Annotated in this window: 26 protein-coding genes and 1 pseudogene; 14 read left to right on the plus strand and 13 right to left on the minus strand. The window is 34.3% G+C overall.

Features of this window, described 5'->3' with window-relative positions; genetic code table 11:
- Positions 1 to 239 precede the first annotated feature (239 nt).
- Positions 240 to 2,480 carry a TonB-dependent receptor gene (locus DU428_RS04100; protein ID WP_113965859.1) on the plus strand — a complete coding sequence of 747 codons (2,241 nt, stop codon included), beginning with the start codon at positions 240 to 242 and terminating at the stop codon, positions 2,478 to 2,480.
- A 73-nt stretch (positions 2,481 to 2,553) separates the two neighbouring features.
- On the opposite strand, the gene DU428_RS04105 is transcribed toward DU428_RS04100, so the two are convergent.
- Positions 2,554 to 2,991 (minus strand): hypothetical protein, encoded by a 438-nt coding sequence (locus DU428_RS04105; protein ID WP_072347348.1) that lies wholly within the window; start codon positions 2,989 to 2,991, stop codon positions 2,554 to 2,556.
- Positions 2,992 to 3,247: 256 nt separating this feature from the next.
- Here DU428_RS04105 and greA point away from each other — a divergent pair, with 256 nt between their 5' ends.
- Positions 3,248 to 3,721 (plus strand): transcription elongation factor GreA, encoded by a 474-nt coding sequence (gene greA, locus DU428_RS04110; protein WP_072347346.1) that lies wholly within the window; start codon positions 3,248 to 3,250, stop codon positions 3,719 to 3,721.
- A 103-nt stretch (positions 3,722 to 3,824) separates the two neighbouring features.
- Positions 3,825 to 4,214, plus strand: coding sequence for an HIT family protein (locus DU428_RS04115; protein ID WP_072347344.1), 390 nt, complete (start codon positions 3,825 to 3,827; stop codon positions 4,212 to 4,214).
- On the opposite strand, the gene DU428_RS04120 is transcribed toward DU428_RS04115, so the two are convergent.
- Positions 4,205 to 4,552 carry a hypothetical protein gene (locus DU428_RS04120; RefSeq protein WP_072347342.1) on the minus strand — a complete coding sequence of 116 codons (348 nt, stop codon included), beginning with the start codon at positions 4,550 to 4,552 and terminating at the stop codon, positions 4,205 to 4,207. The two genes, DU428_RS04115 and DU428_RS04120, sit on opposite strands and share 10 nt — an antisense overlap.
- A 2-nt stretch (positions 4,553 to 4,554) precedes the next feature.
- A complete protein-coding gene (locus DU428_RS04125; protein ID WP_072347340.1) occupies positions 4,555 to 5,730 on the minus strand; it encodes a sensor histidine kinase in 1,176 nt (391 codons plus the stop codon).
- A gap of 119 nt (positions 5,731 to 5,849) precedes the next feature.
- On the opposite strand from DU428_RS04125, the gene DU428_RS04130 reads away from it, so the two are divergent.
- The 3 genes and pseudogenes from DU428_RS04130 to aat all read left to right on the plus strand — a co-directional run bounded on the left by DU428_RS04130 (position 5,850) and on the right by aat (position 7,844).
- Positions 5,850 to 6,719, plus strand: a complete 870-nt coding sequence (locus DU428_RS04130; protein ID WP_113965860.1) for a flavin reductase family protein — start codon at positions 5,850 to 5,852, stop codon at positions 6,717 to 6,719.
- Between the two features lie 42 nt (positions 6,720 to 6,761).
- The gene (locus tag DU428_RS04135; RefSeq protein WP_072347336.1) at positions 6,762 to 7,139 is read left to right on the plus strand and encodes a DUF3127 domain-containing protein; all 378 of its coding nucleotides are present in this window, start codon (positions 6,762 to 6,764) and stop codon (positions 7,137 to 7,139) included.
- Between the two features lie 81 nt (positions 7,140 to 7,220).
- Positions 7,221 to 7,844, plus strand: a pseudogene (gene aat / locus DU428_RS04140) (leucyl/phenylalanyl-tRNA--protein transferase).
- A gap of 50 nt (positions 7,845 to 7,894) precedes the next feature.
- On the opposite strand, the gene DU428_RS04145 reads toward aat, so the two are convergent.
- Entirely contained in the window at positions 7,895 to 8,458 is a 564-nt protein-coding gene (locus DU428_RS04145; RefSeq protein WP_113965861.1) for a DNA-3-methyladenine glycosylase I, read from the minus strand.
- A gap of 289 nt (positions 8,459 to 8,747) precedes the next feature.
- Between DU428_RS04145 and DU428_RS04150 the strand changes: the two genes are divergently transcribed.
- Positions 8,748 to 9,359 (plus strand): thioredoxin family protein, encoded by a 612-nt coding sequence (locus DU428_RS04150; RefSeq protein WP_113965907.1) that lies wholly within the window; start codon positions 8,748 to 8,750, stop codon positions 9,357 to 9,359.
- A 69-nt stretch (positions 9,360 to 9,428) separates the two neighbouring features.
- On the opposite strand, the gene DU428_RS04155 is transcribed toward DU428_RS04150, so the two are convergent.
- The 5 genes from DU428_RS04155 to DU428_RS04175 form a co-directional block, all read right to left on the minus strand.
- Positions 9,429 to 10,124, minus strand: a complete 696-nt coding sequence (locus tag DU428_RS04155) for a hypothetical protein (protein WP_243633445.1) — start codon at positions 10,122 to 10,124, stop codon at positions 9,429 to 9,431.
- A 77-nt stretch (positions 10,125 to 10,201) separates the two neighbouring features.
- Positions 10,202 to 10,897: a tRNA pseudouridine(55) synthase TruB gene (gene truB, locus DU428_RS04160; protein WP_113965862.1), complete on the minus strand. Its 696-nt coding sequence runs from the start codon at positions 10,895 to 10,897 to the stop codon at positions 10,202 to 10,204.
- A gap of 1 nt (position 10,898) precedes the next feature.
- Positions 10,899 to 11,693 carry an undecaprenyl-diphosphate phosphatase gene (locus tag DU428_RS04165; RefSeq protein WP_072347328.1) on the minus strand — a complete coding sequence of 265 codons (795 nt, stop codon included), beginning with the start codon at positions 11,691 to 11,693 and terminating at the stop codon, positions 10,899 to 10,901.
- Positions 11,694 to 11,727: 34 nt separating this feature from the next.
- A complete protein-coding gene (locus DU428_RS04170) occupies positions 11,728 to 11,982 on the minus strand; it encodes a DUF3098 domain-containing protein (protein ID WP_072347325.1) in 255 nt (84 codons plus the stop codon).
- Between the two features lie 177 nt (positions 11,983 to 12,159).
- Positions 12,160 to 13,035, minus strand: a complete 876-nt coding sequence (locus tag DU428_RS04175; protein WP_072347321.1) for a cell division protein FtsX — start codon at positions 13,033 to 13,035, stop codon at positions 12,160 to 12,162.
- A 218-nt stretch (positions 13,036 to 13,253) separates the two neighbouring features.
- Here DU428_RS04175 and leuS point away from each other — a divergent pair, with 218 nt between their 5' ends.
- From leuS to DU428_RS04195, 4 genes are all read left to right on the plus strand, one after another.
- Positions 13,254 to 16,076 (plus strand): leucine--tRNA ligase, encoded by a 2,823-nt coding sequence (gene leuS / locus DU428_RS04180; RefSeq protein WP_113965863.1) that lies wholly within the window; start codon positions 13,254 to 13,256, stop codon positions 16,074 to 16,076.
- Positions 16,069 to 16,419: a hypothetical protein gene (locus tag DU428_RS04185; protein WP_072347317.1), complete on the plus strand. Its 351-nt coding sequence runs from the start codon at positions 16,069 to 16,071 to the stop codon at positions 16,417 to 16,419. The genes leuS and DU428_RS04185 overlap by 8 nt, the downstream gene beginning before the upstream one ends.
- A gap of 80 nt (positions 16,420 to 16,499) precedes the next feature.
- Entirely contained in the window at positions 16,500 to 17,195 is a 696-nt protein-coding gene (locus tag DU428_RS04190) for a zinc metallopeptidase (protein ID WP_113965864.1), read from the plus strand.
- A gap of 106 nt (positions 17,196 to 17,301) precedes the next feature.
- A complete protein-coding gene (locus tag DU428_RS04195; protein ID WP_072347313.1) occupies positions 17,302 to 18,027 on the plus strand; it encodes a Bax inhibitor-1/YccA family protein in 726 nt (241 codons plus the stop codon).
- A gap of 53 nt (positions 18,028 to 18,080) precedes the next feature.
- Here the strand turns inward: DU428_RS04195 and DU428_RS04200 are convergent, their stop codons facing one another.
- Positions 18,081 to 18,551, minus strand: coding sequence for an Lrp/AsnC ligand binding domain-containing protein (locus tag DU428_RS04200; RefSeq protein WP_072347312.1), 471 nt, complete (start codon positions 18,549 to 18,551; stop codon positions 18,081 to 18,083).
- A 172-nt stretch (positions 18,552 to 18,723) separates the two neighbouring features.
- Positions 18,724 to 20,088: a saccharopine dehydrogenase family protein gene (locus tag DU428_RS04205; RefSeq protein WP_072347310.1), complete on the minus strand. Its 1,365-nt coding sequence runs from the start codon at positions 20,086 to 20,088 to the stop codon at positions 18,724 to 18,726.
- Positions 20,089 to 20,167: 79 nt separating this feature from the next.
- Here DU428_RS04205 and DU428_RS04210 point away from each other — a divergent pair, with 79 nt between their 5' ends.
- The 3 genes from DU428_RS04210 to DU428_RS04220 all read left to right on the plus strand — a co-directional run bounded on the left by DU428_RS04210 (position 20,168) and on the right by DU428_RS04220 (position 23,310).
- The gene (locus DU428_RS04210; protein WP_072347308.1) at positions 20,168 to 20,560 is read left to right on the plus strand and encodes a DUF423 domain-containing protein; all 393 of its coding nucleotides are present in this window, start codon (positions 20,168 to 20,170) and stop codon (positions 20,558 to 20,560) included.
- 66 nt (positions 20,561 to 20,626) lie between these two features.
- Positions 20,627 to 22,234 carry a phosphoenolpyruvate carboxykinase (ATP) gene (gene pckA, locus DU428_RS04215; RefSeq protein WP_113965865.1) on the plus strand — a complete coding sequence of 536 codons (1,608 nt, stop codon included), beginning with the start codon at positions 20,627 to 20,629 and terminating at the stop codon, positions 22,232 to 22,234.
- 92 nt (positions 22,235 to 22,326) lie between these two features.
- On the plus strand, positions 22,327 to 23,310 hold the full coding sequence (locus DU428_RS04220) for a T9SS type A sorting domain-containing protein (RefSeq protein ID WP_113965866.1): 984 nt from the start codon (positions 22,327 to 22,329) through the stop codon (positions 23,308 to 23,310).
- Positions 23,311 to 23,387: 77 nt separating this feature from the next.
- Here the strand turns inward: DU428_RS04220 and DU428_RS04225 are convergent, their stop codons facing one another.
- Together DU428_RS04225 and DU428_RS04230 are read right to left on the minus strand one after the other, a co-directional pair.
- Positions 23,388 to 24,137, minus strand: a complete 750-nt coding sequence (locus DU428_RS04225) for a uroporphyrinogen-III synthase (protein WP_072347302.1) — start codon at positions 24,135 to 24,137, stop codon at positions 23,388 to 23,390.
- Positions 24,138 to 24,160: 23 nt separating this feature from the next.
- Positions 24,161 to 24,811: a DUF4271 domain-containing protein gene (locus tag DU428_RS04230; RefSeq protein WP_072347300.1), complete on the minus strand. Its 651-nt coding sequence runs from the start codon at positions 24,809 to 24,811 to the stop codon at positions 24,161 to 24,163.
- Positions 24,812 to 24,822: the final 11 nt, after the last annotated feature.

Below are 24,822 nucleotides of genomic sequence, written 5' to 3' on the forward strand. Positions count from 1 at the left end.
AAAGGGGTGCTAAAATTTGTTGGCAGTCGCTTTAAAACTTAGGAGTAATCTAGAAAACGAATAAGCTTTATACGACCAAAAACATTTCAAGCTGAGATCATACCCATTGAACCTAGAACAGGTAATGCTGTTTAGGAATAAAGAATTATCATGGACCAATTATGATCCTTATAATTCAAAATAAATCAATAAAAACAAAGAATAATTGCCTCTTTTTATTCGATTATAAGAATAGTCGTATGAATAATTCATTATCTAATTTGTTCCACCTTCGCAGGCAGGATTTTATTTTTATTTTATTAGCCTTTTTAGGTTTTACTTTTGCCAAGGCACAAGAAAAAGTACAAGATTCTATTCTACCACATTACTTAGATGAGGTTTTAGTAAAAGCTGTTAGAGTAAATGCAACCTCACCAATTACGCATAGTAATGTTAGTAAAGAAGCGTTAGCAAAACGCAATTTAGGGCAAGACATCCCTATTTTATTAAACTTTTTACCATCTGTAGTAACCTCTTCCGATGCAGGAACAGGAGTTGGTTATACCTATATTCGTGTTCGTGGAATCAACGCACAGTCTACGAATATTACCCTTAACGGAATTCCGTATAATGACGCGGAATCTCTTGGTACCTTTTGGGTGAACTTAGGAGACTTTGCTTCTTCGGTAGAAAGTTTACAGTTACAACGTGGTGTTGGTACATCTACTAATGGTGCTGGTGCTTTTGGAGCGAGTATCAATGTATTAACCGATGCTGTTTCAGAGGAAGCAAATGCCGAAATTTCTAATTCCTTCGGAAGCTTCAATACTAGAAAACATAATATAAAATTCAGCACAGGAAAACTAAACAATCACTTTGAAATTGCTGGGCGTCTTTCGCAAATAAAATCAGACGGATACATAGATAGAGCAAGTTCCGATTTAAAATCTTACTTCTTACAAGGAGCTTATGTAGATGATAATAGATTAATTAAAGCTATTACATTTAGTGGTAAAGAGGTTACTTACCAAGCTTGGAATGGTTTAGAAGATTTAGATTTGTTAGAAAACGATAGAACTTTCAATACTGCTGGAATGTACACAGATGAAGAAGGTACTATTAGATTCCATGAAAATGAAGAAGACAATTACCAGCAAGACCACTATCAACTTCACTATAGCGAAAGAATTAATAACTATTGGTCAACTAACTTAAGTTTGAATTATACGCATGGTCAAGGATATTTTGAGCAGTATAAGGAAGATCAGGATTTTGAAGATTATGATTTAGAAGAAATCACTATTGGTGGAGAAACTATTAATTCTACCGACTTAATTAGAAGACGTTGGTTAGATAACGACTTTTATGTGGTAAATGCGAATGCGAATTTTAAAAAGAATAAGCTAGATATGATATTCGGTGGTTCGTATAGTACGTATGACGGAGATCACTTTGGAAAAATCATTTGGGCTAGAAATGCAAGTTCTAGTGAAATAAATGCTCCTTATTACGATAGTAACGGAAAGAAAAAGGACTTAAGTTTCTTTACGAAGGCAACGGTTAATTTAAATGATAAACTGAGCCTTTTTGGAGATCTGCAACTTCGATTGGTAGATTATAAAACTACTGGTTTAACTTCAGATAGAATTCCTTTAGAAATAGATGAAAACTATAACTTCTTCAATCCTAAAGCCGGAATTACGTATAGATTTAACAGAGGAAATCACTTATACTTCTCTTATGCTAGAGCAAATAGAGAACCAAATAGAGATGATTTTGAAAACAACGAAACAGTAAAGCCAGAGCAGTTAAACGATTTCGAATTAGGGTACAGACACCAATCGGAAAAGTTTAGTATCAATACCAACTTATATTATATGTTATATAACGAACAGTTAATATTAACTGGTGATAGAGATAATGTTGGAAATCCAATTCGTACGAATAGTGGAGAGAGCTACAGATTAGGTTTAGAAATTGAAGCTGCTGTAAAACCAATAGAATGGTTAACTATTCAACCAGCTGTTACTTTAAGTTCTAATAAAAACAAAAGCACGGTGATTTCTAAAGACGGATCTTTAGTAGACTTAGGAAAAACAAATATTTCTTTCTCTCCTGAAGTTGTAGTATCTAATGCTTTAGTATTTAACCCTGCAAAAGATTTTGATATAGCATTATTAACTAAATATGTTGGGGAGCAGTTTATGGGGAATACCGATAGCGAAGCTTCCAAACTAGATAGCTACTTTGTAAACGATTTAAATGTTTCTTATAAACTATCTTTCGTAAAAGCGTCTAATGAAAAGTCACCATTTATTAAGTCTGTTAACTTTACTGCTTTAGTAAATAATATTTTAAACGAAAAATATGTTTCTAATGGATATTACTATACCTATGATGATACTTGGTCTGTTCCTAATCAGACAACAACCATTGAAGGTGCAGGATATTATCCGCAAGCAACAAGAAACTTTTTAGTAGGAGCTACTTTAAAATTCTAAACCAAAAAACTCCTTCTCTTTAAAAAGGGAAGGAGTTTCTTTTTCTATATAACTCGTAAATTGGAAGTTTTTACTAGTTATTATATACTCTAATAATATTACCGCTTACTTCTGTATGGTATTGCTTTAAACCAAACTGCGCAGAAGTTCCGCTATTTGGTTGTCCTGTTAAAATATCATAGGTATTTCCGTCATCACAATTACAAGAAGCAATAACGCCTTCTACGGTAAGTTTAGAGCAGCTTTGTAAATGATGGTTCGGATCGCTTAATTCAAAAGCTAGATACGTGCTTCCGGAATAATAAACTACAATGCCGTTAATTCCGTATTCCTGAACCACAACATGGTTTCCCGGGTATTTCAAGCTATTAAATTGCGGAAAACTAGTATTTATTGTACTAGTTGTATCAAAAGCTTGGTCTGGTATATACTGGTTGTAAGTATCATTATCGCTTTTGCTACAGGCAAGTATAGAAACGCATGCTAGCGTTGCTAAAAATATCTTCTTCATTTTGTGTTATTTTTGATTAGCAAGGTACAAAAATTGCACTTTGTATTAAATTATTTTGTATATTAGACACTAATTAAGTTTTTAATATTTTATTGATTTTTAGTACTTTTAAGTACAATTTTCTTTTTGTAATTAAAAATTTGTATTTTTGTGAGACTATCTCGTGAAAGCGGGATTTTTTTATGCTGAAATCTTTATGGAAACAATGTTTTTAAAAAGATTTCAGCATCTTTTTATATAATAAAACGAAGAAATTATGAGTAAAGTATCTTATTATACTGCGGAAGGTTTGAAAAAACTAAGAGATGAGCTTAAGCATCTTAAGGATGTAGAGCGTGTAAAAGCTTCAAGAGCAATTGCAGAAGCCAGAGACAAAGGAGATTTGAGTGAGAATGCCGAATATGATGCTGCAAAAGAAGCTCAGGGCATGTTAGAAATGCGTATTTCTAAATTAGAAGAACAGCTTGCTGGTGCTCGTTTAATAGACGAGTCCCAAATGGATACTTCTAAAATTTTAGTGCTTTCTAAGGTAAAGATTAAAAACCAAACCAATGGTATGGAAATGCTATATACCTTGGTGGCAGATGGTGAAGCAGATTTAGCTGCCGGAAAAATATCTGTAAACTCTCCTATAGGGAAAGGTTTATTAGGTAAAACGGTTGGGGAAGTTGCAGAAATTCAAGTGCCAAACGGTGTTATTAAATTTGATATTTTAGAAATATCTAGATAATTCATATTAAGAAAGGTAATTATATAGGGATTCCTATTTTTAGCTGAAAAGCATTCAGTTTTAAATAGGAATTTTTATATTTACAAATAAACCCTTAAACCTTATGGCTTCTATTTTTACAAAAATCATACAAGGAGAGTTACCTTGTTATAAAGTAGCAGAAACAGATGATTTTCTAGCTTTTTTAGATGTAAATCCTAATGCTAAAGGACACACACTTTGTATTCCTAAAAAAGAGGTGGATAAAATCTTTGATCTAGACGAAGAAACCTATAACGGATTGATGCAATTTTCACGTAAGGTTGCCATTGCTATGGAAAAAGCGATAGACTGTAAACGTGTTGGTTTAACTGTTATAGGATTAGAAGTGCCACATGTTCACGTACACTTAATTCCGTTGCATTCTATGGAAAACGCTAGGTTTATTGAAAAGGTGAAGCTAAGTCCAGAAGAATTTCAAGAAATAGCAAAAGCTATTCAATCTTATCTATAGAGTACAGCTGCAATAATTACGGCTAGAATTACTATTACAAAAGAACCAATTAGCAGCCAAGCTTTCCTTTTAAGCTTGGTTGATTTTTTTTTAGGCACAAAGGCTTTTTGGTGATAAGCAAAAACGCGTTCAATATCTTCTGTCCACATTACAGGAAAAATATCTGTATTGCAGGTGTTGCAGTAAATAGACTGCGTAGTTTCACTAGTAATAGATTTATATAGGGAAGTCTCTACAAACTTTTGTTTGAAAGTTAATTGTAAGCCATTTGTATTAAAGCATTCAGGACAATTATTATTCAAGCTAGCCTCTTTAATCGTAATCAGTTTTTCGTCCATTTTTAAACACTTTTTAAAATAATTTGCATGGTCGTACCTTTGTTGATTTCAGATTCTGAGACCTTTATCTTTCCGTTGTGAAACTCTTCTATAATGCGTTTTACTAAGGAAAGTCCTAATCCCCAACCTCTTTTCTTGGTGGTATAACCGGGCTCAAAAATAGTCTTAAATTGGCTTTTAGACAAGCCATTTCCTGTATCAGAAATATATAAATTTACTGTTTTTTCTAGTTGGGTGATTTTTATGGTAATTTTCCCTTTTCCTTTCATGGCATCAATACCATTTTTTACTAGGTTTTCAATAGTCCAACTGAATAACTGTTTGTTTAAGTTTACATAAATTGTATTCTCAGGAACTAGAATTTCAAAATCTATAAGCTTAGAAGTTCTTGCTTTTAGATAATCATAAGACGCTAAGGTTTCCGCTACTAGATCTGCTTTTTCTAAGGTTGGTAAAGAGCCTATTTTGCTAAATCGCTCTGTGATGGTTTCTAGACGGCCTATATCTTTTTCCATTTCTTGAATGTACTCTGGACTCACGTTTTCTGTTTTTAAAATTTCCGTCCAACCTATTAAAGAAGATAAGGGAGTTCCTATCTGGTGTGCTGTTTCTTTTGCCATACCCGACCAAAGCTTGTTTTCTATTGCGGTTTTATTGCTTCGGTAAAAGAAATATACAACTGCAGCAAATAGAATGATGATTAATAAAAGCGCTAAAGGGTAATATTTTAATTTGTTTAGTAGTGGGGAATTCGCATAATAAAGTGTTTGGTTCACTTCCTTGATTTCTATAGGAGTGTTTTCCTTGCTAAACTGAGTTATTAACTTTTTTAAGTTCTTTTGTACGTAAATAGAATCCTTTTTTGTGCCTTCTCCTATATTACTAAAGGTGTAAATAGAAGAATCTTTATTTATAATAATAATAGGAGTGGTGTTGTTGCTGGATAAAACCTTAAAAATTAAATCGGTATTAACATTAATGTTTTCTTCAATAGAATTTTCGTCAACTAGTTTTAGTAATTCGTTTTGCGCAAAGGACCAATTTTCCATTTTAATACGTTCTTCCGTTTTAAATTTCTGAAAGAAAACATAGGTATTCCAAAGTATAAGAGAGATAATAGCAAAGGAAGCTATAACAATAATCCATCTAAAAAGATTTCTGTTTTTCGAGAAAAGCATTTGTGTTATTTTAATATGTCAATATAATGTAAAATCTGTTAATAATATTGTGTTAGCTTTTTCTAAATCATTTTTTGTTGCGCATCTAATTGGTTAATTTTGCACAAATTCTTGTTTACATGATATCATTTCAGCCAAAAGATCTTTCTACAAAAAACCTACATGCTTATTTACTAAGTGCAGTTGCTCCAAGACCAATTGCTTTTGCAAGTACGGTGGATGCAGCAGGGAATCCGAATTTATCGCCTTTTAGTTTTTTTAACTTATTTAGTGCGAATCCGCCAGTGTTAATTTTTTCACCTGCTCGTAGAGTACGTGATAATACTACAAAGCATACCCTTGCAAATGTAGAAGCAACTAAGGAAGTGGTTATTAATGTGGTGAATTATGATATGGTACACCAAGCTTCTTTAAGTAGTACAGAATATCCAGAAGGCGTAAACGAGTTTGATAAAGCAGGTTTGACCATGTTAAAATCGGATATAGTGAAACCTTTTCGTGTGGCAGAATCCCCAATACAATTGGAGTGCAAGGTAAATGAAATTGTAAAGCTAGGAACCGAAGGTGGAGCAGGAAATTTAGTGATATGCGAAGTGGTAAAGCTACATATTTCGAAAGATGTTTTAAACGAAGACCAAACTATTAACCAAGAACTTTTAGATTTGGTAGCAAGAGCGGGAGGAAGCTATTATAGCCGTGCAAAAACTGGTTTCTTTGAAATACCTAAACCGCTTTCTAGTTTAGGAATTGGTGTAGACGCTATTCCTGAGGAAATTAGAAACAGCATGATATTAACCGGGAATGATTTAGGTATGTTAGGGAATGTAGATGCCTTGCCTACGCCAAAAGAAATTAATACTTTTGTAGAAGAAATAAGTGAACGCTACCCTAATATCAAAGGCGCTACACACAGAGAAAAACATAAAATAGCTAAAAATTATTTAAGCTACGGAGATGTTTCAAGCGCATGGAAATTGCTATTATCGTAAAATAGCATTTAAAAATAGACGAATATTTAATAATTATATATAATGGAAGTACAAGGAAAAGTAAAATTGATTGGAGAAACTCAAACTTTTGGAAGTAATGGGTTTAGAAAGAGAGAGTTAGTGGTTACAACAGAAGAGCAATATCCGCAGCATATATTAGTAGAGTTTGTACAAGACAAAACAGACCTTTTAAACAACTACCAAGTTGGACAATCTGTAAAAGTGAACATCAACTTAAGAGGTAGAGAATGGGTTAACCCACAAGGAGAAACAAAATATTTCAACTCTATTCAAGGATGGAGAATTGAAGCTGTACAACCAGCAGGTGCTCCAGGTGAAATGCCACCGGTTCCACCAGCTGATGCTTTTGAGCCAGCTACGAATGTGAAAGAGGAAGATCACGACGATTTACCGTTTTAATTCAGAACTTCCTGCGAAGGTAGGAGTCTTATAAATATAACCTCAATGTGAAAATTCATTGGGGTTTTTTATTTTTAGCTCATGCATATATTAAATAAAAGTATTCGTTTCCCAAGTGTAGAAGAAGCCGATGAACAAGGATTGCTTGCCATTGGTGGCGATTTGCGTTTAGATAGACTTTTGCTAGCCTATAAAAGCGGTATCTTTCCTTGGTTTGAAGAAGGTCAGCCAATATTATGGTGGTCTCCAGACCCTAGGTTTGTTCTGTTTCCAGAAAAACTTAAGGTATCTAAAAGTATGAAGCAGGTGCTTCGGAATAAAGACTTTGTTATCACTGTAAATAAAGATTTTGTCGGTGTTATTGAAGCCTGTTCTAAAGTAAAAAGAACCGGGCAGGCAGGAACGTGGATTACAGATTCCATGATTCAGGCCTATGTTAAATTGCATGCATTAGGCTATGCGAAATCCGTTGAGGTTTGGCAAGAGGAGGAATTGGTTGGCGGACTTTATGGTATCGATTTAAATAATTGAGTATTCTGTGGAGAGAGTATGTTTACCAAAGTGAGTAATGCAAGTAAAGCGGCGTTTATAACCTTTGTTCAAAATACCAACTATTCCCTTATAGATTGCCAGGTATATACCAATCATTTAGAAAGTCTGGGTGCAGAAGATATTTCTAGAGAAGCATTTTTGAAATATCTTTAAAAGATTTCCATCGGAATGCAATAGCATTTAGCTCTGTTTAAAAGCAATTACTACACTTCCTCATATCTAAAACAAGAAACTTCGTGGTCGTTGACCATTCCAGTTGCCTGCATATGGGCATACATTACGGTAGAGCCAATAAACTTAAAGCCTCGTTTTTTTAAGTCTTTACTCAAGGCGTCAGAAATTTCGGTTGTGGCAGGGGCGTCTTTATAATATGTAACTTTATTTTTAATAGGTTCTCCATCCACAAAGTTCCAAATATATTTGCTAAAGCTACCAAACTCTTCTTGTATTTTCATGAAGGCTTTAGCGTTACTTACCGTCGCATTTATTTTTAATTTGTTTCTTACAATTCCTGCGTCCTGTAAAAGGCTGTTTATTTTATCCTGATTATAATTGGCTATCTTTTTATAGTCAAAAGCATCAAAAGCTTTTCGGAAGTTTTCACGCTTTCGCAAAATGGTTATCCAACTCAAGCCAGCCTGAAAGGTTTCTAAAATTAAAAATTCAAAAAGGGTAGCATCATCATAAACCGGTACGCCCCATTCTTGGTCATGATAGGCTTCGTACAAAGCATCTCCAACACACCATCCGCATCTATGTTTAGACATGTTTCTTAGGCTTTTTTCCTTTGAATAAACTCGTATAAACTAATTAAAAAGTAAACGACAAGAAATATGTACCTCACATCAAATAAGGAGAAGGAGCCTGAAATATTAAAGTCGCTAAATAAGTTGAAGTATTTAGCAGCAACTAAGGCAAGAAAGCCAAAAAGGCAAATAATTTTTAATGTTTTCATGTTCTTTTGTAAGTTAGAGAGTTAAAGATAGACATAGAACTGATAAAAATCATCATTTATTAATAGATATACAAGTATTTTTGTTTGAAGAAGAAAAAACTATGAAAGAAATAATTAGAGAAAGTTTAGATAAAAGCATTAGCTATTCGGAATATTTAGATGTAATAAATACACAAGTTGCAAACAACGATACTTCCGGGGAAAATAAAAGTGAAGATTTAGTAGCATACACGAAGTTGAATGCAAAACGAATGAAACGTTGGGATAAAACCTTAAAAGTTTCTGAGGAAGCGAAAGCAAAAATAGAGAAGTTAGATAAAAAAGTAACTTGGCTGGTTTTAACCGAAACTTGGTGTGGTGATGCTGCTCACGTTCTACCGGTAATAAATAAAGTAGCGGAAGCGAGTGAGAATATTAGTTTAGGATTGGTTTTTAGAGATGAAAACGAGGCTTTAATGAATCAGTTTTTAACCAATGGTGGGAAGTCTATTCCGAAGTTGATAATGATTGAAGAGACTTCAGGAGAAGTATTTGGTTCTTTTGGGCCTAGACCAAAGGAAGCAACGCAATTGGTATTAGACTATAAAGAAAAACACGGAGCAATAACTGCCGAGCTTAAAGAGAACTTACAAGTTTGGTATAATAAAGATAAGGGGCAATCTACCGTAAACGATTTGGTAGCATTATTAACGAAAGAATTACAATTCGCTTAGTTTATATAGTAGTTTCTTTATATCCTATTTTAAAGACATTTTCTTTTAGTTAAAAGAGAATGTCTTTTTTTATTTACCTTCAAAATAAAAAGTAATGGTTCCTAGTTGTTCCTTTTTGGAACCACTATTAAATATTGCCATTTTCGCATATTCTATAGCGCTATCTATTAAACATTTGTTGGAGGAAGACGATGCATTATTATAAGAGGTGTCTATAACTTTCCCGGAAGCGTTTACGGTAATATTAATAATGATTTTTCCGCCTTCTTCACATAAATATATCGGAATGGGTAAGTGCTTATGTTTTCGGTTTACCAGGGAATAATGTACGGTACTCCTCGCATTATTAGAGGGTTTTTCGCTTGGTGTTTTTAATAGCTTGTTTATTTTGCTAAAAGCGTTTCGTTCTTCCTCTTTTATATGCGAATCTTTTTCTGGGGTTTCGGTTTTCGATTTTAATGCATGATCGGCATTGCTTATATCCGGTTTTATATAGTCTTCTGGAGGAGCAATTCTTTTATAAGCTTGCGAGAAAACTTCCCTTTTTTGGTTCTGGTTATGTGCTTGATTGGTTTCGGCTTTTTCTAAACTGCTTTCTTTTTCTATATTCTCTTCCTCCGGCAGTGTTTCAGCTGGTTCTATTTCGTAAAAAGTTTCCGCAATATGTTCTTGTTTAGAAATATGAAATTGAAACAATATAAAAAGCACCAATCCTGCCATTAGAATGGTGATGCACAATGCTTTTTGTTTGTTGTTCCAAGTCATATAGGGAGATAAGGTATTCTAGTAACTACTGTCACTTAAAGATACGTTAAATTCTAATGCATGGATTTTTAGAAAAACTACTTCGCGTCTAACTGCTCTAAAAAAGCATCTACGCTTAGCGCATTGTCTACGTGAAAATCGCCAATCTTGGTACGTCTTAAAACAGAAAGATGTCCGCCAGATTGCAGCGCTTTACCAAAGTCATGGGCTAAAGAACGTATATAGGTTCCTTTGCTACAAACCACTCTAAAATCTACTTCGTTATTTTCAAAACGCCTGATTTCAAAAGCCTCAATAGTAATTTTTCTCGATTTTATTTCTACTTCTTCTCCGGCTCTAGCAAATTCGTAAAGGCGTTTACCGTCTTTTTTAATTGCAGAAAACACTGGAGGGAATTGTTCTATATCGCCAATAAATTGTTTGGTAGTTTCTTCGACTAACTCCTTGGTGATATGATCTGTAGGAAAGGTTTCGTTTATTTCGGTTTCTAAATCAAAAGAAGGAGTGGTGCTTCCTAATACAATCGTTCCGGTATATTCTTTAATTTGCCCTTGAAAAGTATCTATTTGCTTGGTCATTTTACCTGTGCAAATAATTAGTAAGCCAGTTGCTAAAGGGTCTAAGGTTCCTGCATGGCCAACCTTTATTTTCTTAATATTAAAGGTCTGTCTTATTTTCCAACGTAGTTTGTTTACTACCTGAAAAGAGGTCCAATTTAAAGGTTTGTCTATTAATAAAACTTGTCCGGATTTGTAGTCTTCTTCTGTTAACATATTAATTCATTAGGGAGAAAATGATTGCTATAACACCTACTATAACGCAGTAGTAAGCAAAGTAGGAAAGTTTGCTTTTCTTCACTAAAGAAATCATCCAAGTACAGGCAAAAAGTCCCGAAACAAAGGCAGCAATAAAGCCAAGAGAAAGCGAAGTGAAGTTTTGTGCATCGTAGGTTAAATCCCCGCTTAAAACATCTTTAGCGATTTTTCCAAATATCAATGGGATTACCATTAAAAAGGAAAAACGTGCAGCTTTAGTCTTATCATTTCCTAATAAAACCGAAGTAGAAATTGTAGCTCCAGAACGTGAAATTCCTGGAAGCATGGCAATTGCTTGCGAAATACCAATAACAAAGGCGTTTTTAAAAGTTACTTTTTTATCGGTGTCTTTTGCCTTGTCTGCTAAAAATAATAAAACGGCTGTTACGATTAGCATACAACCAACTAATAGGATATTGTTTCCAAAAAGAGCTTCTAATTCTTTTTCAAAAAATAAGCCAACAAAAACTGCTGGAAGCATAGATAGTGCAATTTTAGAAACAAACTGTAAGTCTTCGTTCCATTCAAATTTTAAAACCCCTTGTATCAGGCTCCATATATCTTTTCTGAAAATTACGATAGTACTTAAAGCAGTTGCAAAGTGAAGCACTACAGTAAATAGTAAACTTTCTTCTGGTACAGATTGGTCGCCAAGAATGGCTTTTCCTAGTTCTAAATGTCCACTAGATGAAACAGGTAAAAACTCTGTTAGCCCCTGTACTATTCCTAAAATTATAGAGTCTATAATTTCCATTAATTATAAAATTTTTGAATTGAAAAGTGCTGTATTACTCTTTATTAGGGTTTAGAAGAATGGCATAAACTTGAAAGCCAAATCCTATAAGTACTAGTGTTGGTGCTAATCTAATTCTTCTCCAGCTAAAGATATCTGGGCTAAAAACATTAGGATCATCGCTTCCTCCGCCAGACATTAAAATAAATCCTAAGGCGATAAAAGCTAAGCCAATAAACATAAATGTATAGTTCTTCTTCCCGAAAATAAAATCGGATTTAGGCGATTCGTTCTGTTTTTGTTTTCCCATAATTTTAAAAACCCTCTGTAAATGTAGTGGAAGAGGGATATTCTATATCCATTATTTTTATGCTAAAAGCTAATAAATTAGCTAGATGCAAAGTAAAGGTTTTATTTCAAACTTTTAAGTTAAGAGAATCTAAATTTCATCTAGCATCTGAAGCAAGATGTACTTAAAAACAAGCTCTTAATAAAGTTGGTCTGTTTTTAGGTTTAAGAAACGCTGTGTTGCAAAAAAGGTAGAAATCCATGTGATGATAATTCCTAAAATAAACACCGCTATAAATAAGGCCCCAATTAAAATTGGGTTTCTCATTAAATCTAATTCTGGGAATGTTTGATTTAAATAGTATAAAACTACTGCCATTCCTATAAGTGCTATAATTGCTCCTAGGATTCCTAATTGCACGCTCTTCCAAATAAATGGTCTGCGAATAAAGCGTTTGGTTGCTCCAACCATTTGCATGGTTTTTATGGTAAATCGCTTCGCATAAACCGCTAATCGAATAGAACTATTAATCAGCAATACTGCAATAAGCGTAAATATGCCACTCAGTATTAATACCCAGAAACTAATTTTCTTAACGTTATTATTCATTAAAGTCACTAGGTCGTTATCATAGCGTACTTCATCTACAAAATTTTTGTTCAGTGCTTCTTTGGAAACCTCTTCTAAATGTTCCGAGGTCACATAATCAGCTTTTAGATGAACATCTATAGAATTCTGTAGTGGGTTATATCCTAAGAAATCCATGAAATCTTCACCGTTTTCCTCCTTCATGGAAGCTGCTGCCTCTTCCTTAGAAACATATTCGGTAGACTTCACATAATCTGCCAGAGCTAAACTTTTTTCAAGCTGTTTTGTTTCTACCTCTTTTGCGGTGTCTTTTAGGTAAATAGTAACTACTACCTGCTCTTTAAAGTGGTCGGAAACCTTTTTAGCATTAAGCACTAACAAGCCTAATAAGCCTAATAAAAATAAGACTAAAGCAATACTTAATACAACCGAAAAGTAAGATGAAATTAATTTACGTTTTTGGTATTTTTCAAAAGATGCACTCATAAATTGGGTTTGTTAATGATGTAAAAATAATAAAGAAAATGAATACTTATGGTTTATAACGTTTAAACTTTTAATAGTCTTATAATAAGTTTAAATTTGCGTTTTTAAAAATCGTTTTTAATAAGTAGGAAACGGCTTGAAACACTCTTTTATAGAGAGTCTTGCAGCCTAAAAATTCCAACTATTTCTTAATTACGTTAAATATCAAGACCTAGCAGATGAATTACCTTTTCAACGAAATAGAAGCCAAATGGCAAAAATATTGGGCAGAAAACCAAACGTTTAAAGCCGACAGTAATAGTGATAAACCAAAGTATTATGTATTAGACATGTTCCCTTATCCGTCTGGAGCAGGACTACATGTTGGGCATCCATTAGGGTATATTGCTAGTGATATTTATGCGCGTTATAAGCGTCACAAAGGTTTTAATGTATTGCATCCACAGGGTTATGATAGCTTTGGTTTACCAGCAGAACAATATGCTATTCAAACAGGGCAGCATCCTGCTATTACCACAGAAACCAATATAAAAACCTACAGAAGACAATTAGATCAAATTGGTTTTTCATTCGATTGGTCTCGTGAAGTTCGTACTTCAGATCCTAATTATTATAAATGGACACAATGGATTTTTATTCAATTATTCGAATCTTGGTATAACAACGATACGAATAAAGCAGAAGAAATTTCTAGCTTAATAAACATATTTTCTTCGGAGGGAAATACCAATGTTGACGCGGTATGCGATGATGATGTGGAGATGTTTTCAGCAGCAGAATGGCAGGCTTTTTCTTCCGAAAAACAACAAGAAATTCTACTACAATACCGACTAACTTATTTAGCAGAAACAGAAGTGAACTGGTGTCCGGCCTTAGGAACCGTTTTAGCTAACGACGAAATTGTAAACGGTGTTTCAGAACGTGGTGGGCATCCGGTAGTTCGTAAAAAAATGACTCAATGGTCTATGCGAATTTCTGCTTATGCAGAGCGTTTGCTACAAGGACTAGATACTATAGATTGGACAGATTCTTTAAAGGAAAGTCAGAAAAACTGGATAGGAAAATCGGTTGGAGCATCGGTAACTTTCCATGTGAATAATCACGAGGAGCTTATTGAAGTTTTTACAACAAGACCAGATACTATTTTTGGTGTAAGCTTTATGACTCTTGCACCAGAACATGAGTTAGTTTCCAAAATTACTACTGCAGAACAAAAAGAAGCGGTAGAAGCATATATCAAAGCAACTGCAAAACGAAGCGAGCGCGAGCGTATGGCAGATGTAAAAACCATTTCTGGGGTGTTTACAGGTGCTTATGCCGAGCATCCTTTTTCTAAAGAGCCAATTCCGATTTGGATTGGAGATTATGTTTTAGCAGGCTACGGAACAGGAGCTGTAATGGCTGTTCCTTGCGGAGATCAACGTGATTACGATTTTGCAAAGTATTTCCAAATACCTATTCCTAATATTTTTGAAGGAGTAGATATTTCTGAAGAAGCTTATGCAGCAAAGGAGAATGTGAAAATTACAAATAGCGATTTCCTTAACGGAATGAACTATAAGAAAGCAAGCAAACGTGCTATTTACGAATTAGAACAACTTGGTCAAGGAGAAGGGAAAACCAACTACCGACTAAGAGATGCTGTATTTAGCAGACAAAGATATTGGGGAGAGCCATTTCCTGTTTATTATGTAAACGGAATGCCACAAATGATTGAAGCAAAACACTTGCCAATCACTCTGCCAGAAGTAGAAAAGTACTTACCAACCGAAGAGGGAGAGCCGCCATTAGGTCGTGCAGATGTTTGGGCTTGGTGTACAGAAACCAATTCGGTGGTTGCCAACAATAAAATTAATGACACAACTATCTTTCCTTTAGAGCTAAACACCATGCCAGGATGGGCAGGAAGTTCTTGGTATTTCTTTAGATATATGGATGCTAATAATGAGCTGAATTTCGCAAGTGAAGAGGCGCTTAATTACTGGGAAAATGTAGATTTATATATTGGTGGAAGCGAGCATGCAACCGGACATTTACTGTATTCTCGTTTCTGGGTGAAGTTTATGAAAGATAGAGGTTTTGTAGGGGTAGAAGAGCCTTTCAAAAAATTAATAAACCAAGGAATGATTCTTGGAACAAGTGCTTTCATTTATCGTGAGGAAGGAACTAATAACTATCTTTCTGAAGGATTAATTGAAGGGAAGAAAGTAGCTCCTATTCATGTAAAAGTACAATACGTAAATGCTTCGGATGAATTAGATATCGAAGGATTAAAAAACGATAGCGAATTTGGAGAAGATTATAAAGATGCAACATTTGTTTTAGAAGACGGCGTGTATAAAGTAGGTCGTGAGGTTGAAAAAATGTCTAAATCTAAATACAATGTAGTTAATCCAGATGCTATTTGTGAGCAGTACGGGGCAGATAGCTTACGTATGTACGAAATGTTTCTTGGGCCTTTAGAACAAGCAAAACCATGGAATACTGCAGGAATCACGGGTGTGCATGGATTCCTGAAAAAACTATGGAAACTGTATGTTGGTGAAGACGGTTTAAAAGTAAACGATGCAGCTCCAACCAAAGACAATTTAAAGACCCTTCATAAAACCATTAAAAAAGTAGAAGAGGATATCGAGAGTTTCTCTTTTAATACTTCTGTTTCTACTTTTATGATTGCGGTTAATGAATTAGCTTCTCAAAAATGTACTAGTAAAGAAGTGTTAGAACCTTTATTGGTTTTAATTTCTCCTTATGCGCCACATATTGCAGAAGAACTTTATAGCCAATTAGGAAACACAACCTCTATTGCAACAGCAGCTTTCCCGAAGTTTGATGCAAGTCATTTGGTAGAAAGTAGCAAGAATTATCCAATTTCTTTTAATGGTAAAATGCGTTTTACCTTAGAGTTACCAATGGATATGAGCAAAGAGGAAATTGAGAAAACAGTAATGTCTCACGAAAAAACCATAGCGCAGTTACAAGGTCGCGAACCTAAAAAAGTGATTATTGTTCCTGGGAAAATTGTAAATATCGTTGGCTAAGAAAATTCAAATAATCCTAGCTGTTTTAGCTTTAGCAGGAGCAATAAGTTATTTTCTTATCGATGCGAATGAAAAGCAGTTTGACGAAACCCAATGGCATATTCGTCCTTTAACACGTTATAAAATGGCGAAGGATATTGTATCCAGTAATATCTTACTAGGTAAATCACAGGATGAGGTGGAAGATTTGTTAGGAAAAGCGGTTCCTTCTAATTTAGAAGGGCGAGATCATTTGGTTTTCGATTTAGGAAAAGCGCCAAGTTTCTTTGAAGCGGCAGCAGAAAGCTTAGTGGTTATTTTTGAAGAAGATAAAGTAGTTAAGGTGCTGCATTCTCGGAGATAACTGACAAAATTTCTTAACGAATATTTGGCTTATTTTTTGCTATACATAGTCTATATTTACATTTATAAAATTTAAAAAAAATGATTGGATATTATATTTTAATTGGAGCAATAGCTCTAGTGAGTTGGTTAGTTAGTAACCAATTAAAGAAGAAATTCAAAAAATATTCGCAAGTACATTTACGTAATGGAATGACCGGTCGTGAGATTGCCGAAAAGATGTTAGCCGATCATGGTATAACAGATGTTGCCGTTATCTCTACGCCAGGGCAGTTAACAGACCATTACAATCCGAAAAATAAAACCGTAAACCTAAGTGAGGTAGTTTATAATCATGCAAATGCAGCAGCGGCAGCAGTAGCAGCACATGAATGTGGTCACGCTGTGCAACATGCCCAAGCATATAGTGCTTTAGGTATGCGTTCTGCTTTGGTTCCTATTGTTAGTGTAACTTCGGGGATGTCTCAATGGTTAGTCATTGGTGGACTTGTTTTAGGAGCAGGTGCTGGAATGGGCTTAGGTTTTTATGTAGCGCTTGCAGGTTTGATTTTTATGGGATTTGCAACCTTATTTAGCTTTGTGACTTTACCAGTAGAATATGACGCAAGTAACAGAGCTTTGGCTTGGTTAAAGAATAAAAATATGGTTTCTCCAGAAGAGTTTGCTGGTTCAGAAGACGCTCTTAAATGGGCAGCTAGAACCTATTTAGTAGCAGCTATTGGTGCTTTAGCATCTTTACTATACTGGGCTTTACAGATTTTTGGAAGTAGAGACTAATTAAAATATATATTGTAAGAAAAAACCGAATACCTTTTCCTAGGTGTTCGGTTTCTTTTTTTATTATATTTATTGCACTAAATAATCAATGATTCACAAACTATTTATGGAAAATCAAACTCAAAACACTTTCGAACCTATGGGGCAAAGTGCCTTATTAGCCACGCTTTCTGAAACAGATAGGATAGCATTTTATAAAAAGACCTATGCGCATGTGGCGGGTGGGGTTTTAGTATTTATTTTGTTTGAATACCTATTGCTTCAGAGTGATGCAATCGTATCATTCGCTTTATCGATGACCCAAGGATTCAAATGGCTTCTTATGTTGGGAGGTTTTATGTTTATAACTAATTATGCTGAAAGTATCGCGATGAAATCAGCAGATAAGAACAAACAATACCTAGCTTTTGGTTTATACATACTAGCGGAAGCATTCATATTTGTGCCCTTAATTTATATTGCCGCTTATTATATGGATTCCGGTCCAGAGATTTTAAATCAGGCAGCCATTGTAACCCTAGCATTATTTACCGGTTTAACAGCGGTGGTTTTTGTGACTAAAAAAGATTTTTCATTTTTAAGAACCGGCTTAACTATCGGGTTTTTTATAGCAATCGGATTAATCATAGCCGGAACCTTATTCGGATTTAATTTAGGACTATGGTTTTCGGTAGGTATGTGTTTATTGGCCGGAGGTTCTATTTTATATCAAACATCTAACTTGGTAAATAAATATACTACGGAAGACTATATTCCTGCAGCCTTAGGTTTGTTTGCGTCTTTAATGTTATTGTTCTGGTATATTCTAAGCATTTTTATGTCTAGAGATTAAAATAAAATAAGTCCTATTAAAAAAGCTTCGGTAGAAACCGAAGCTTTTTTTGTTTATATTTCTATCTGTCTATCTATTTGCTGATTTAGGGAGATAAAGGTTTCCGTTCTAGATATTCCAGAAATAGATTGAATATCCTTGTTGAGCACCTGCATTAAATGTTCGTTATCCTTGCATAATACTTTAATAAAAATACTCCAATTCCCCGTAGTATAATGACACTCTAAAACTTCTGGAATTTGCTTTAGTTGTTTTACTGCTTCCGGATTGCTCATAGCTTTGTCTAGATAAATCCCTATATAAGCCATGGTGGTATAGCCTAAAACCTTTGGATTTATCATAAATTTAGAACCAGAAATCAATCCGGACTTTTCTAGCTTTCGTAATCTTTGGTGAATTGCTGCTCCAGAAATACCAACGCCTCTAGCTATTTCAAGAATCGGGGTTCTTGCATCCTTCATTAATGCGCGAAGTATCTTTTTATCAATACCATCTAATTGCATATTATTGTTCGCGTTTTTCATAGCAGTTTTAGCGTTTCATATTAAAAGCTAAAAATACTAAAACGATTTTAAATAGAAACAATTATCGCAATAAGGCTTTGGATGTATTCTAATTTTTAAAAGAAGGAAGTAATGGAATAAAAAACTCCCCTACTTTACTTGTTAAAAGAGAGTAGGGAAGTTTCTAAGGAAATTATAGGTGCATTGGGTTGTATCCCAAATACGGAACTTCTTTTTCTTTAAAGGCAATTCCGTGGTCTTTTAATTCTTCTAAAATCGGATTATACACTTCTTTATTGATAGGAATTTGTACTCCCGGTGTGGTAATCTTCTCGTTTAAAATAGCAAGTGTTGCAATTGCTACTGGTAAACCTACGGTTTTTGCCATAGCTGTATAGGTTTGGTCTTCCCCAAGGGTTACCATGGTAGAATCTATTTGGTGCTCTTTTCCGTCAAGCACATAGCCAAACTTATGGTACATTACAATCATATCTTTGTCCTCTGGATCCAGTGTCCAACTGTCCATTAAAATCTTTTGTAAAATTTCAGCAGGAGTAGCTTTATCTAGTTCCACCATTTTAGTCTCACTAAAAATGTCTAGCTCTAAGAATTTATCCCAAACTTCGTCGTCTTGGTCTATTTTTAAAGCATGTCTAAATTTAAGTTCTACAGAATCTGTTGGGCTATACGGAAGGAAAGCATTTACAAAGTCGCGATAGCTCATGTTTTTACTATCATCAATAGTGTAACTGTCGTCTGTCATTCCTAGTTGCACAAAAGCATTCCAAGCGCGAGAAAAGCCAACACGACGCATAGTTCCTCGGTATAATGTTTGGATATTCTCTAATCCGTAAACACTTTGATATTTTAAAGAATCTCTATTTGCATAGCCTTCAAACCTACCAAAACCATCTACTTCTAAAAACTCTGTTCTTCTAAAAAGTCTGTTGTACGGAATGTACTTATAGGTGTTTTCTTGTAAGAATTTTGCAGCTCCGCCTTGTCCAGCAACTACCACGTTTCTTGGGTTCCAAGTGAACTTATAGTTCCATAGGTTGTTGTCGCTTTCTGGAGCAACAAGTCCTCCAGTAAAGGATTCGAATAAGATGATTTTTCCGCCTTTGTCGCGAATGCTGTCAATTACTTGCATCGCACTCATATGGTCTATTCCTGGGTCTACACCTATTTCGTTCATAAATACAAGGCCTTTTTCTTTTGCAGCCTTATCTAGCATTTGCATTTCAGGACTTATATAGGATGCAGTTACCATGTTTTTGTTGTAAGCAATACAGTCTTTAGCAACTTCTATATGAAAGCGAGCAGGAAGCATAGAAATAACTATGTCTGCATTTTTAACTGCTTTCTCACGAGAATCTTTGTCGAATACATCTAACACAATGGCCTGTGCATTTTCATGGTTGCCAATCATTTTCTTTGCATTCGATAACTGAATATCTCCTACTATGATGTGTAAATTTTCTTCTGTGGATTTATCTAATAAGTATTTAATAAGGTAGGAAGTTGATTTTCCAGAACCAATAACTAAAATCTTTCGCATAATGAATTTTGTTGTCTAATTTTGTAAACACGAATGTAATAAATACTATGGTTTAAAGAAACCTTAAACTTACTTTTATATGAATAAAAAACTATTAATAACAGGGGCAATCTTAGGTGTATTGGGAATTGTTTTAGGAGCTTTTGCCGCTCACGGATTAAGAGAATTAGTGTCGGAAACAGCTATTCAGTCGTTTGAAACTGGGGTGCGTTACCAAATCTATCACGCATTTCTACTTTTAATTTTGGGAAGCACCAATATTTTAAAAGAAAGCAGCAAAAAAGTAGTTTACCTACTAGTGCTTGTAGGAGTTTTATTCTTTTCTGGCTCGATTTACGGATTAGCTACAGATGATTTAACAGCTTTTAATTTTAAACAAATAGCATTGGTTACCCCACTTGGAGGAGTATTGTTAATAGGGGCTTGGACTTGCTTGTTAATAAACTTTTTAAAAGTCCAAAAGGATAATTAAAGATTTAGGTGGTTAGATTAAAATATTGTTTTAATTTTGCACTTTAATACAACACTATACTAAAACATGATGGATCATAAGCAAACAACGAAAACGATTTCGTTAGAACAATATGGAATCAAAAATGCAAAAGTAAATTATCAACTATCATCTGATGCCCTTCATGAGGCTACAGTTGAAAAAGGCCAAGGTGTTACTGCTTCATCAGGTGCTTTAGCTGTGAATACCGGGGAGTTTACTGGTAGATCTCCTAAAGATAGATTTATAGTAAAAGATGCTATTACTAAAGATAAAGTATGGTGGGGAAATATTAATATTCCTTTTGACGCGGATAAATTCGAAAAACTATATAACAAGGTTGTAACTTATTTATCTAATAAAGATTTATATGTAAGAGATAGTTATGCATGTGCAGATCCTTCTTATAAATTAAACATTAGAGTAATTAACGAACAACCATGGATGAACATGTTCGCATATAACATGTTTTTACGTCCAACAGAAGAAGAATTAAAGGACTTTACTCCAGAATGGACTGTTGTAAATGCTCCAGGGTTTATGGCAGATCCTGAAGTAGATGGAACAAGACAGCATAACTTCGCAATTTTAGACTTCACAAGAAAGATCGCTTTAATTGGAGGTACCGGATATACTGGAGAAATCAAAAAAGGAATTTTCTCTGCTTTAAACTTTATCCTTCCAGTATTTAAAAACACTTTACCAATGCACTGTAGTGCAAACGTTGGGAAAGAAGGAGATACCTCTATTTTCTTCGGATTATCTGGAACAGGAAAAACAACACTTTCTACAGACCCGGAAAGAAGCTTAATTGGTGATGATGAGCATGGTTGGACTAGCGAAAACACTGTATTCAACTTTGAAGGTGGATGCTACGCTAAAGTAATCAACTTATCTCAAGAGCAAGAACCAGAGATTTTTGCAGCTATCAAAAAAGGAGCTATTCTAGAAAACGTAAAAATGGATGAAAATGGAGAAGTAGACTTCAAAGATTCTTCTATCACACAAAATACTAGAGTTAGTTACCCTATTTATCATATAGAAAACATTCGTAAACCTTCTATAGGGGAAAACCCAAAAAACATCTTCTTTTTAACAGCAGATGCTTTTGGTGTACTGCCTCCAATATCTAAATTAACTCCAGGTCAAGCAGCTTACCACTTTATCTCAGGATATACTGCTAAGGTAGCTGGAACGGAAGCTGGAATTGATGAGCCATTACCAAGTTTCTCTGCTTGTTTCGGGGCGCCATTTATGCCGTTACACCCAACAAAGTACGCAGAGATGCTAAGTGCTAAAATGAAAGAAACAGGAGTGAATGTATGGCTTATTAACACTGGATGGACGGGAGGTCCTTACGGTGTTGGTAACAGAATGAAATTAAAATTCACTAGAGCAATGATTAACGCTGCTATTTCAGGTGCATTAAGTAATGACCCAGAAAACTATATTAATCATCCTGTATTCGGATTAGCAATGCCTAAAACAGTTCCTGGTGTGCCAACAGAGGTATTAAACCCTAAAGCAACTTGGACAGATGCTGCTGAATATGACAAAACAGCCAAAAAGTTATCTGATTCTTTTATGAATAACTTTAAGCAGTTTGAAGAGTATGCTAATCAAGAAATCCTTGATGGAGCCCCTGTAGTGAAGTAGTTTTTAGTCAAACTGCTTGTAAATTAGCTGAATAGCATTGCAATTAATGATTAATAGCTTTAAATTTAGTGTTGAATTTAAAGCTATTAATTATGAAAAAAATTACACTATTATGCACATTCTTGTGTGCTTTCCAATTTAATGTATTTTCACAGTGTCCTGGAGCACCTGCTCCGGGATATACTTGTGTCCCAAATGCAGATTTCGAACAATTCTTAATTACTTTTACTTCTATTTCTGGCCCTTTAGACGGACAGATATCTAATGCGGAAGCAGCCGCCATTACTGGTGTGCTAAATATAAGTAATCAAGCACCTTATAATACCATTGATGACTTTACAGGTATTGAAGCTTTAACAGGTATTACGGGCCTAGGTATTACCTATAACGATTTTGTTACTAGCTTAGATGTTTCAGGAAACAGTAGTTTGACTACGCTAAACACCGAGGGTTGCTCTGCTTTGACTTCTGTTATAACAGGAGCAAATGCCAACTTGTCCGAAGTGTCTATTCCTGGTTGTCCGATTACTGGTATTGATTTGTCAGGAAACACAGGCTTGACCACATTAGAAGTTAGGTACTCGGGTTTACTGAGTTTAGATTTATCCTCTAATAGTTCCTTAATAAGCTTGCAATGTAGAAATACGCCTTTAACAAGTCTAGATCTGCGAAATGGTAATAACGCGAATATGATTACTTTTAATTCCTATTTTACAAACGATCTAATTTGTATTTATGTAGATGATAAGGATGCTACATATTTGAATACTTGGGAAAAGCACACGAGCAATATTTTTGTTAATAATGAAGCAGATTGTAATGCCTTAAGTATTGGTGCGAAGAATCAGCTTGCTTTTAATATATATCCTAATCCTACTAAAAACATCTTAAATATTATAACGAATTTACAGGATAGTAAAATAGAAGTCTATGATATTACTGGTAAGCTGGTATTGAAAAAGCACTTAAATTTTCAAAAAAACAAAATAGATCTTAGTGGTATTTCTGCTGGAGTATATTTAGTAAAGGTAGATGCTCAAAGCAAATCTCTTACCAAAAAGTTAATTATTGAATAGTATTAGCTGTTAGATAAACTAGTTTTAAATAAAAAAAGCGTAACTATGTTACGCTTTTTTTTATAGGATGAAAGGTCTTATTTTCCTTTATTCACTTTGTCAATATACTTTTCTAAAGCCATGGTCATAGAAGGTGTTTCAGGAGTTGGTGCAGCAATATCCACACGTAATCCATGTTCTTCTACAGCTTTAATAGTTGTGTTTCCAAATACGGCAATTTTAGTATCATTTTGTTTGAAATCTGGGAAGTTATGAAATAAAGATTCAATTCCAGACGGACTAAAGAATACTAGAATGTCATAAAACACATCTTCCAAGTCGGATAAATCACTAATTACTGTTTTGTAAAAAACTGCTTGTTTCCAATTCAGGCCTAAAGCATTTAAAGTTTCAGGAACTTCTGGTTTTAGCTTATCTGTAGTTGGTAATAAAAAGGTTTCGTCTTTATATTTTTTTATGATTGGAGATAACTCTGAAAAAGTTCTCTTTCCAACATAAATTTTACGTTTTCTGTAAACAACATATTTCTGAAGGTAGTAGGCAACCGCTTCAGATTGACAAAAATACTTTAAGCTATCTGGGACTTTAAAACGCATCTCATCTGCAACTCTAAAAAAGTGGTCTACTGCATTCCTTGAAGTTAAAATAATTGCAGTATACTTACTTAGGTCTATTTTTTGCAGTCTTATTTCTTTTGCAGGAACACCTTCTACATGTATAAAAGGGCGGAAGTCGATTTTGACTTTTTGCTTTTCCTGTAAATCAAAATAAGGCGAATTTTCTATTTTAGGTTCTGGTTGAGATACTAAAATTGTTTTCACTTTCATATAATAGCTAACTTTTTAGGTCCTTATGCATAATCTATAAACAACTTATATATTACTAGATAAGGGGAAATTTCGAGTGCGCAAAGATACAAAATAAAATAAAACAAATTGGGTTTTATCAAACTTTGATAGGTCTTGTACGATGCAATTAATCCGATACAATTAATTAATAGAAAAACTATAAGTATAGTAAGGAGGATTGTAGGGCTAATAGAAATGCTAAAAAGTAGTGTCGCATTTATAGGAACAAGGAGTACACCAATAAAATTTTTGTAGCTAAGTTTTTGGAAAACATAAACATCCATGATGTTATCTATGCTAAATAAACTTCCAATTAATCTCTCTATTAATACTTTGCTTAAAACAACAGCTGCAAAGCCTACAGCTATTTGAAACAGCAAAGTGTAGCTGTCTTTCACCTCGCCAATAAAATTCTCGTAAAGTAAATAGCCAAAAATAGAACCAGAAATGAGTAAGTTGGTAAAAAGTATGGCTTCAAAACCATCAATAAATTTCTGGTCTCTAGAGTAGACTTTTAGATATCTAAAATTGCTAATAATATTTATAAAGTCGTGAAATCTTTTGGTATACAAAAGCTTAGCAATGGCAAGTAGTACTAGGCAAATTACTAGTAATACGGTAAATATTTCATTAGATACAATTTCGCGAAGCATTCTGTAAAATT

The organism is Oceanihabitans sediminis (assembly GCF_003337215.1).
Lineage (GTDB): Bacteria > Bacteroidota > Bacteroidia > Flavobacteriales > Flavobacteriaceae > Oceanihabitans > Oceanihabitans sediminis.

Bases quoted from the DNA above. Each gene is read 5' to 3' on its own strand.
- DU428_RS04100 (WP_113965859.1), top strand. From the start codon at position 240: ATGAATAATTCATTATCTAATTTGTTCCACCTTCGCAGGCAGGATTTT.
- DU428_RS04105 (WP_072347348.1), bottom strand. From the start codon at position 2,991: ATGAAGAAGATATTTTTAGCAACGCTAGCATGCGTTTCTATACTTGCC.
- greA (WP_072347346.1), top strand. From the start codon at position 3,248: ATGAGTAAAGTATCTTATTATACTGCGGAAGGTTTGAAAAAACTAAGA.
- DU428_RS04115 (WP_072347344.1), top strand. From the start codon at position 3,825: ATGGCTTCTATTTTTACAAAAATCATACAAGGAGAGTTACCTTGTTAT.
- DU428_RS04120 (WP_072347342.1), bottom strand. From the start codon at position 4,552: ATGGACGAAAAACTGATTACGATTAAAGAGGCTAGCTTGAATAATAAT.
- DU428_RS04125 (WP_072347340.1), bottom strand. From the start codon at position 5,730: ATGCTTTTCTCGAAAAACAGAAATCTTTTTAGATGGATTATTGTTATA.
- DU428_RS04130 (WP_113965860.1), top strand. From the start codon at position 5,850: ATGATATCATTTCAGCCAAAAGATCTTTCTACAAAAAACCTACATGCT.
- DU428_RS04135 (WP_072347336.1), top strand. From the start codon at position 6,762: ATGGAAGTACAAGGAAAAGTAAAATTGATTGGAGAAACTCAAACTTTT.
- DU428_RS04145 (WP_113965861.1), bottom strand. From the start codon at position 8,458: ATGTCTAAACATAGATGCGGATGGTGTGTTGGAGATGCTTTGTACGAA.
- DU428_RS04150 (WP_113965907.1), top strand. From the start codon at position 8,748: ATGAAAGAAATAATTAGAGAAAGTTTAGATAAAAGCATTAGCTATTCG.
- DU428_RS04155 (WP_243633445.1), bottom strand. From the start codon at position 10,124: ATGACTTGGAACAACAAACAAAAAGCATTGTGCATCACCATTCTAATG.
- truB (WP_113965862.1), bottom strand. From the start codon at position 10,897: ATGTTAACAGAAGAAGACTACAAATCCGGACAAGTTTTATTAATAGAC.
- DU428_RS04165 (WP_072347328.1), bottom strand. From the start codon at position 11,693: ATGGAAATTATAGACTCTATAATTTTAGGAATAGTACAGGGGCTAACA.
- DU428_RS04170 (WP_072347325.1), bottom strand. From the start codon at position 11,982: ATGGGAAAACAAAAACAGAACGAATCGCCTAAATCCGATTTTATTTTC.
- DU428_RS04175 (WP_072347321.1), bottom strand. From the start codon at position 13,035: ATGAGTGCATCTTTTGAAAAATACCAAAAACGTAAATTAATTTCATCT.
- leuS (WP_113965863.1), top strand. From the start codon at position 13,254: ATGAATTACCTTTTCAACGAAATAGAAGCCAAATGGCAAAAATATTGG.
- DU428_RS04190 (WP_113965864.1), top strand. From the start codon at position 16,500: ATGATTGGATATTATATTTTAATTGGAGCAATAGCTCTAGTGAGTTGG.
- DU428_RS04195 (WP_072347313.1), top strand. From the start codon at position 17,302: ATGGAAAATCAAACTCAAAACACTTTCGAACCTATGGGGCAAAGTGCC.
- DU428_RS04200 (WP_072347312.1), bottom strand. From the start codon at position 18,551: ATGAAAAACGCGAACAATAATATGCAATTAGATGGTATTGATAAAAAG.
- DU428_RS04205 (WP_072347310.1), bottom strand. From the start codon at position 20,088: ATGCGAAAGATTTTAGTTATTGGTTCTGGAAAATCAACTTCCTACCTT.
- DU428_RS04210 (WP_072347308.1), top strand. From the start codon at position 20,168: ATGAATAAAAAACTATTAATAACAGGGGCAATCTTAGGTGTATTGGGA.
- pckA (WP_113965865.1), top strand. From the start codon at position 20,627: ATGATGGATCATAAGCAAACAACGAAAACGATTTCGTTAGAACAATAT.
- DU428_RS04220 (WP_113965866.1), top strand. From the start codon at position 22,327: ATGAAAAAAATTACACTATTATGCACATTCTTGTGTGCTTTCCAATTT.
- DU428_RS04225 (WP_072347302.1), bottom strand. From the start codon at position 24,137: ATGAAAGTGAAAACAATTTTAGTATCTCAACCAGAACCTAAAATAGAA.
- DU428_RS04230 (WP_072347300.1), bottom strand. From the start codon at position 24,811: ATGCTTCGCGAAATTGTATCTAATGAAATATTTACCGTATTACTAGTA.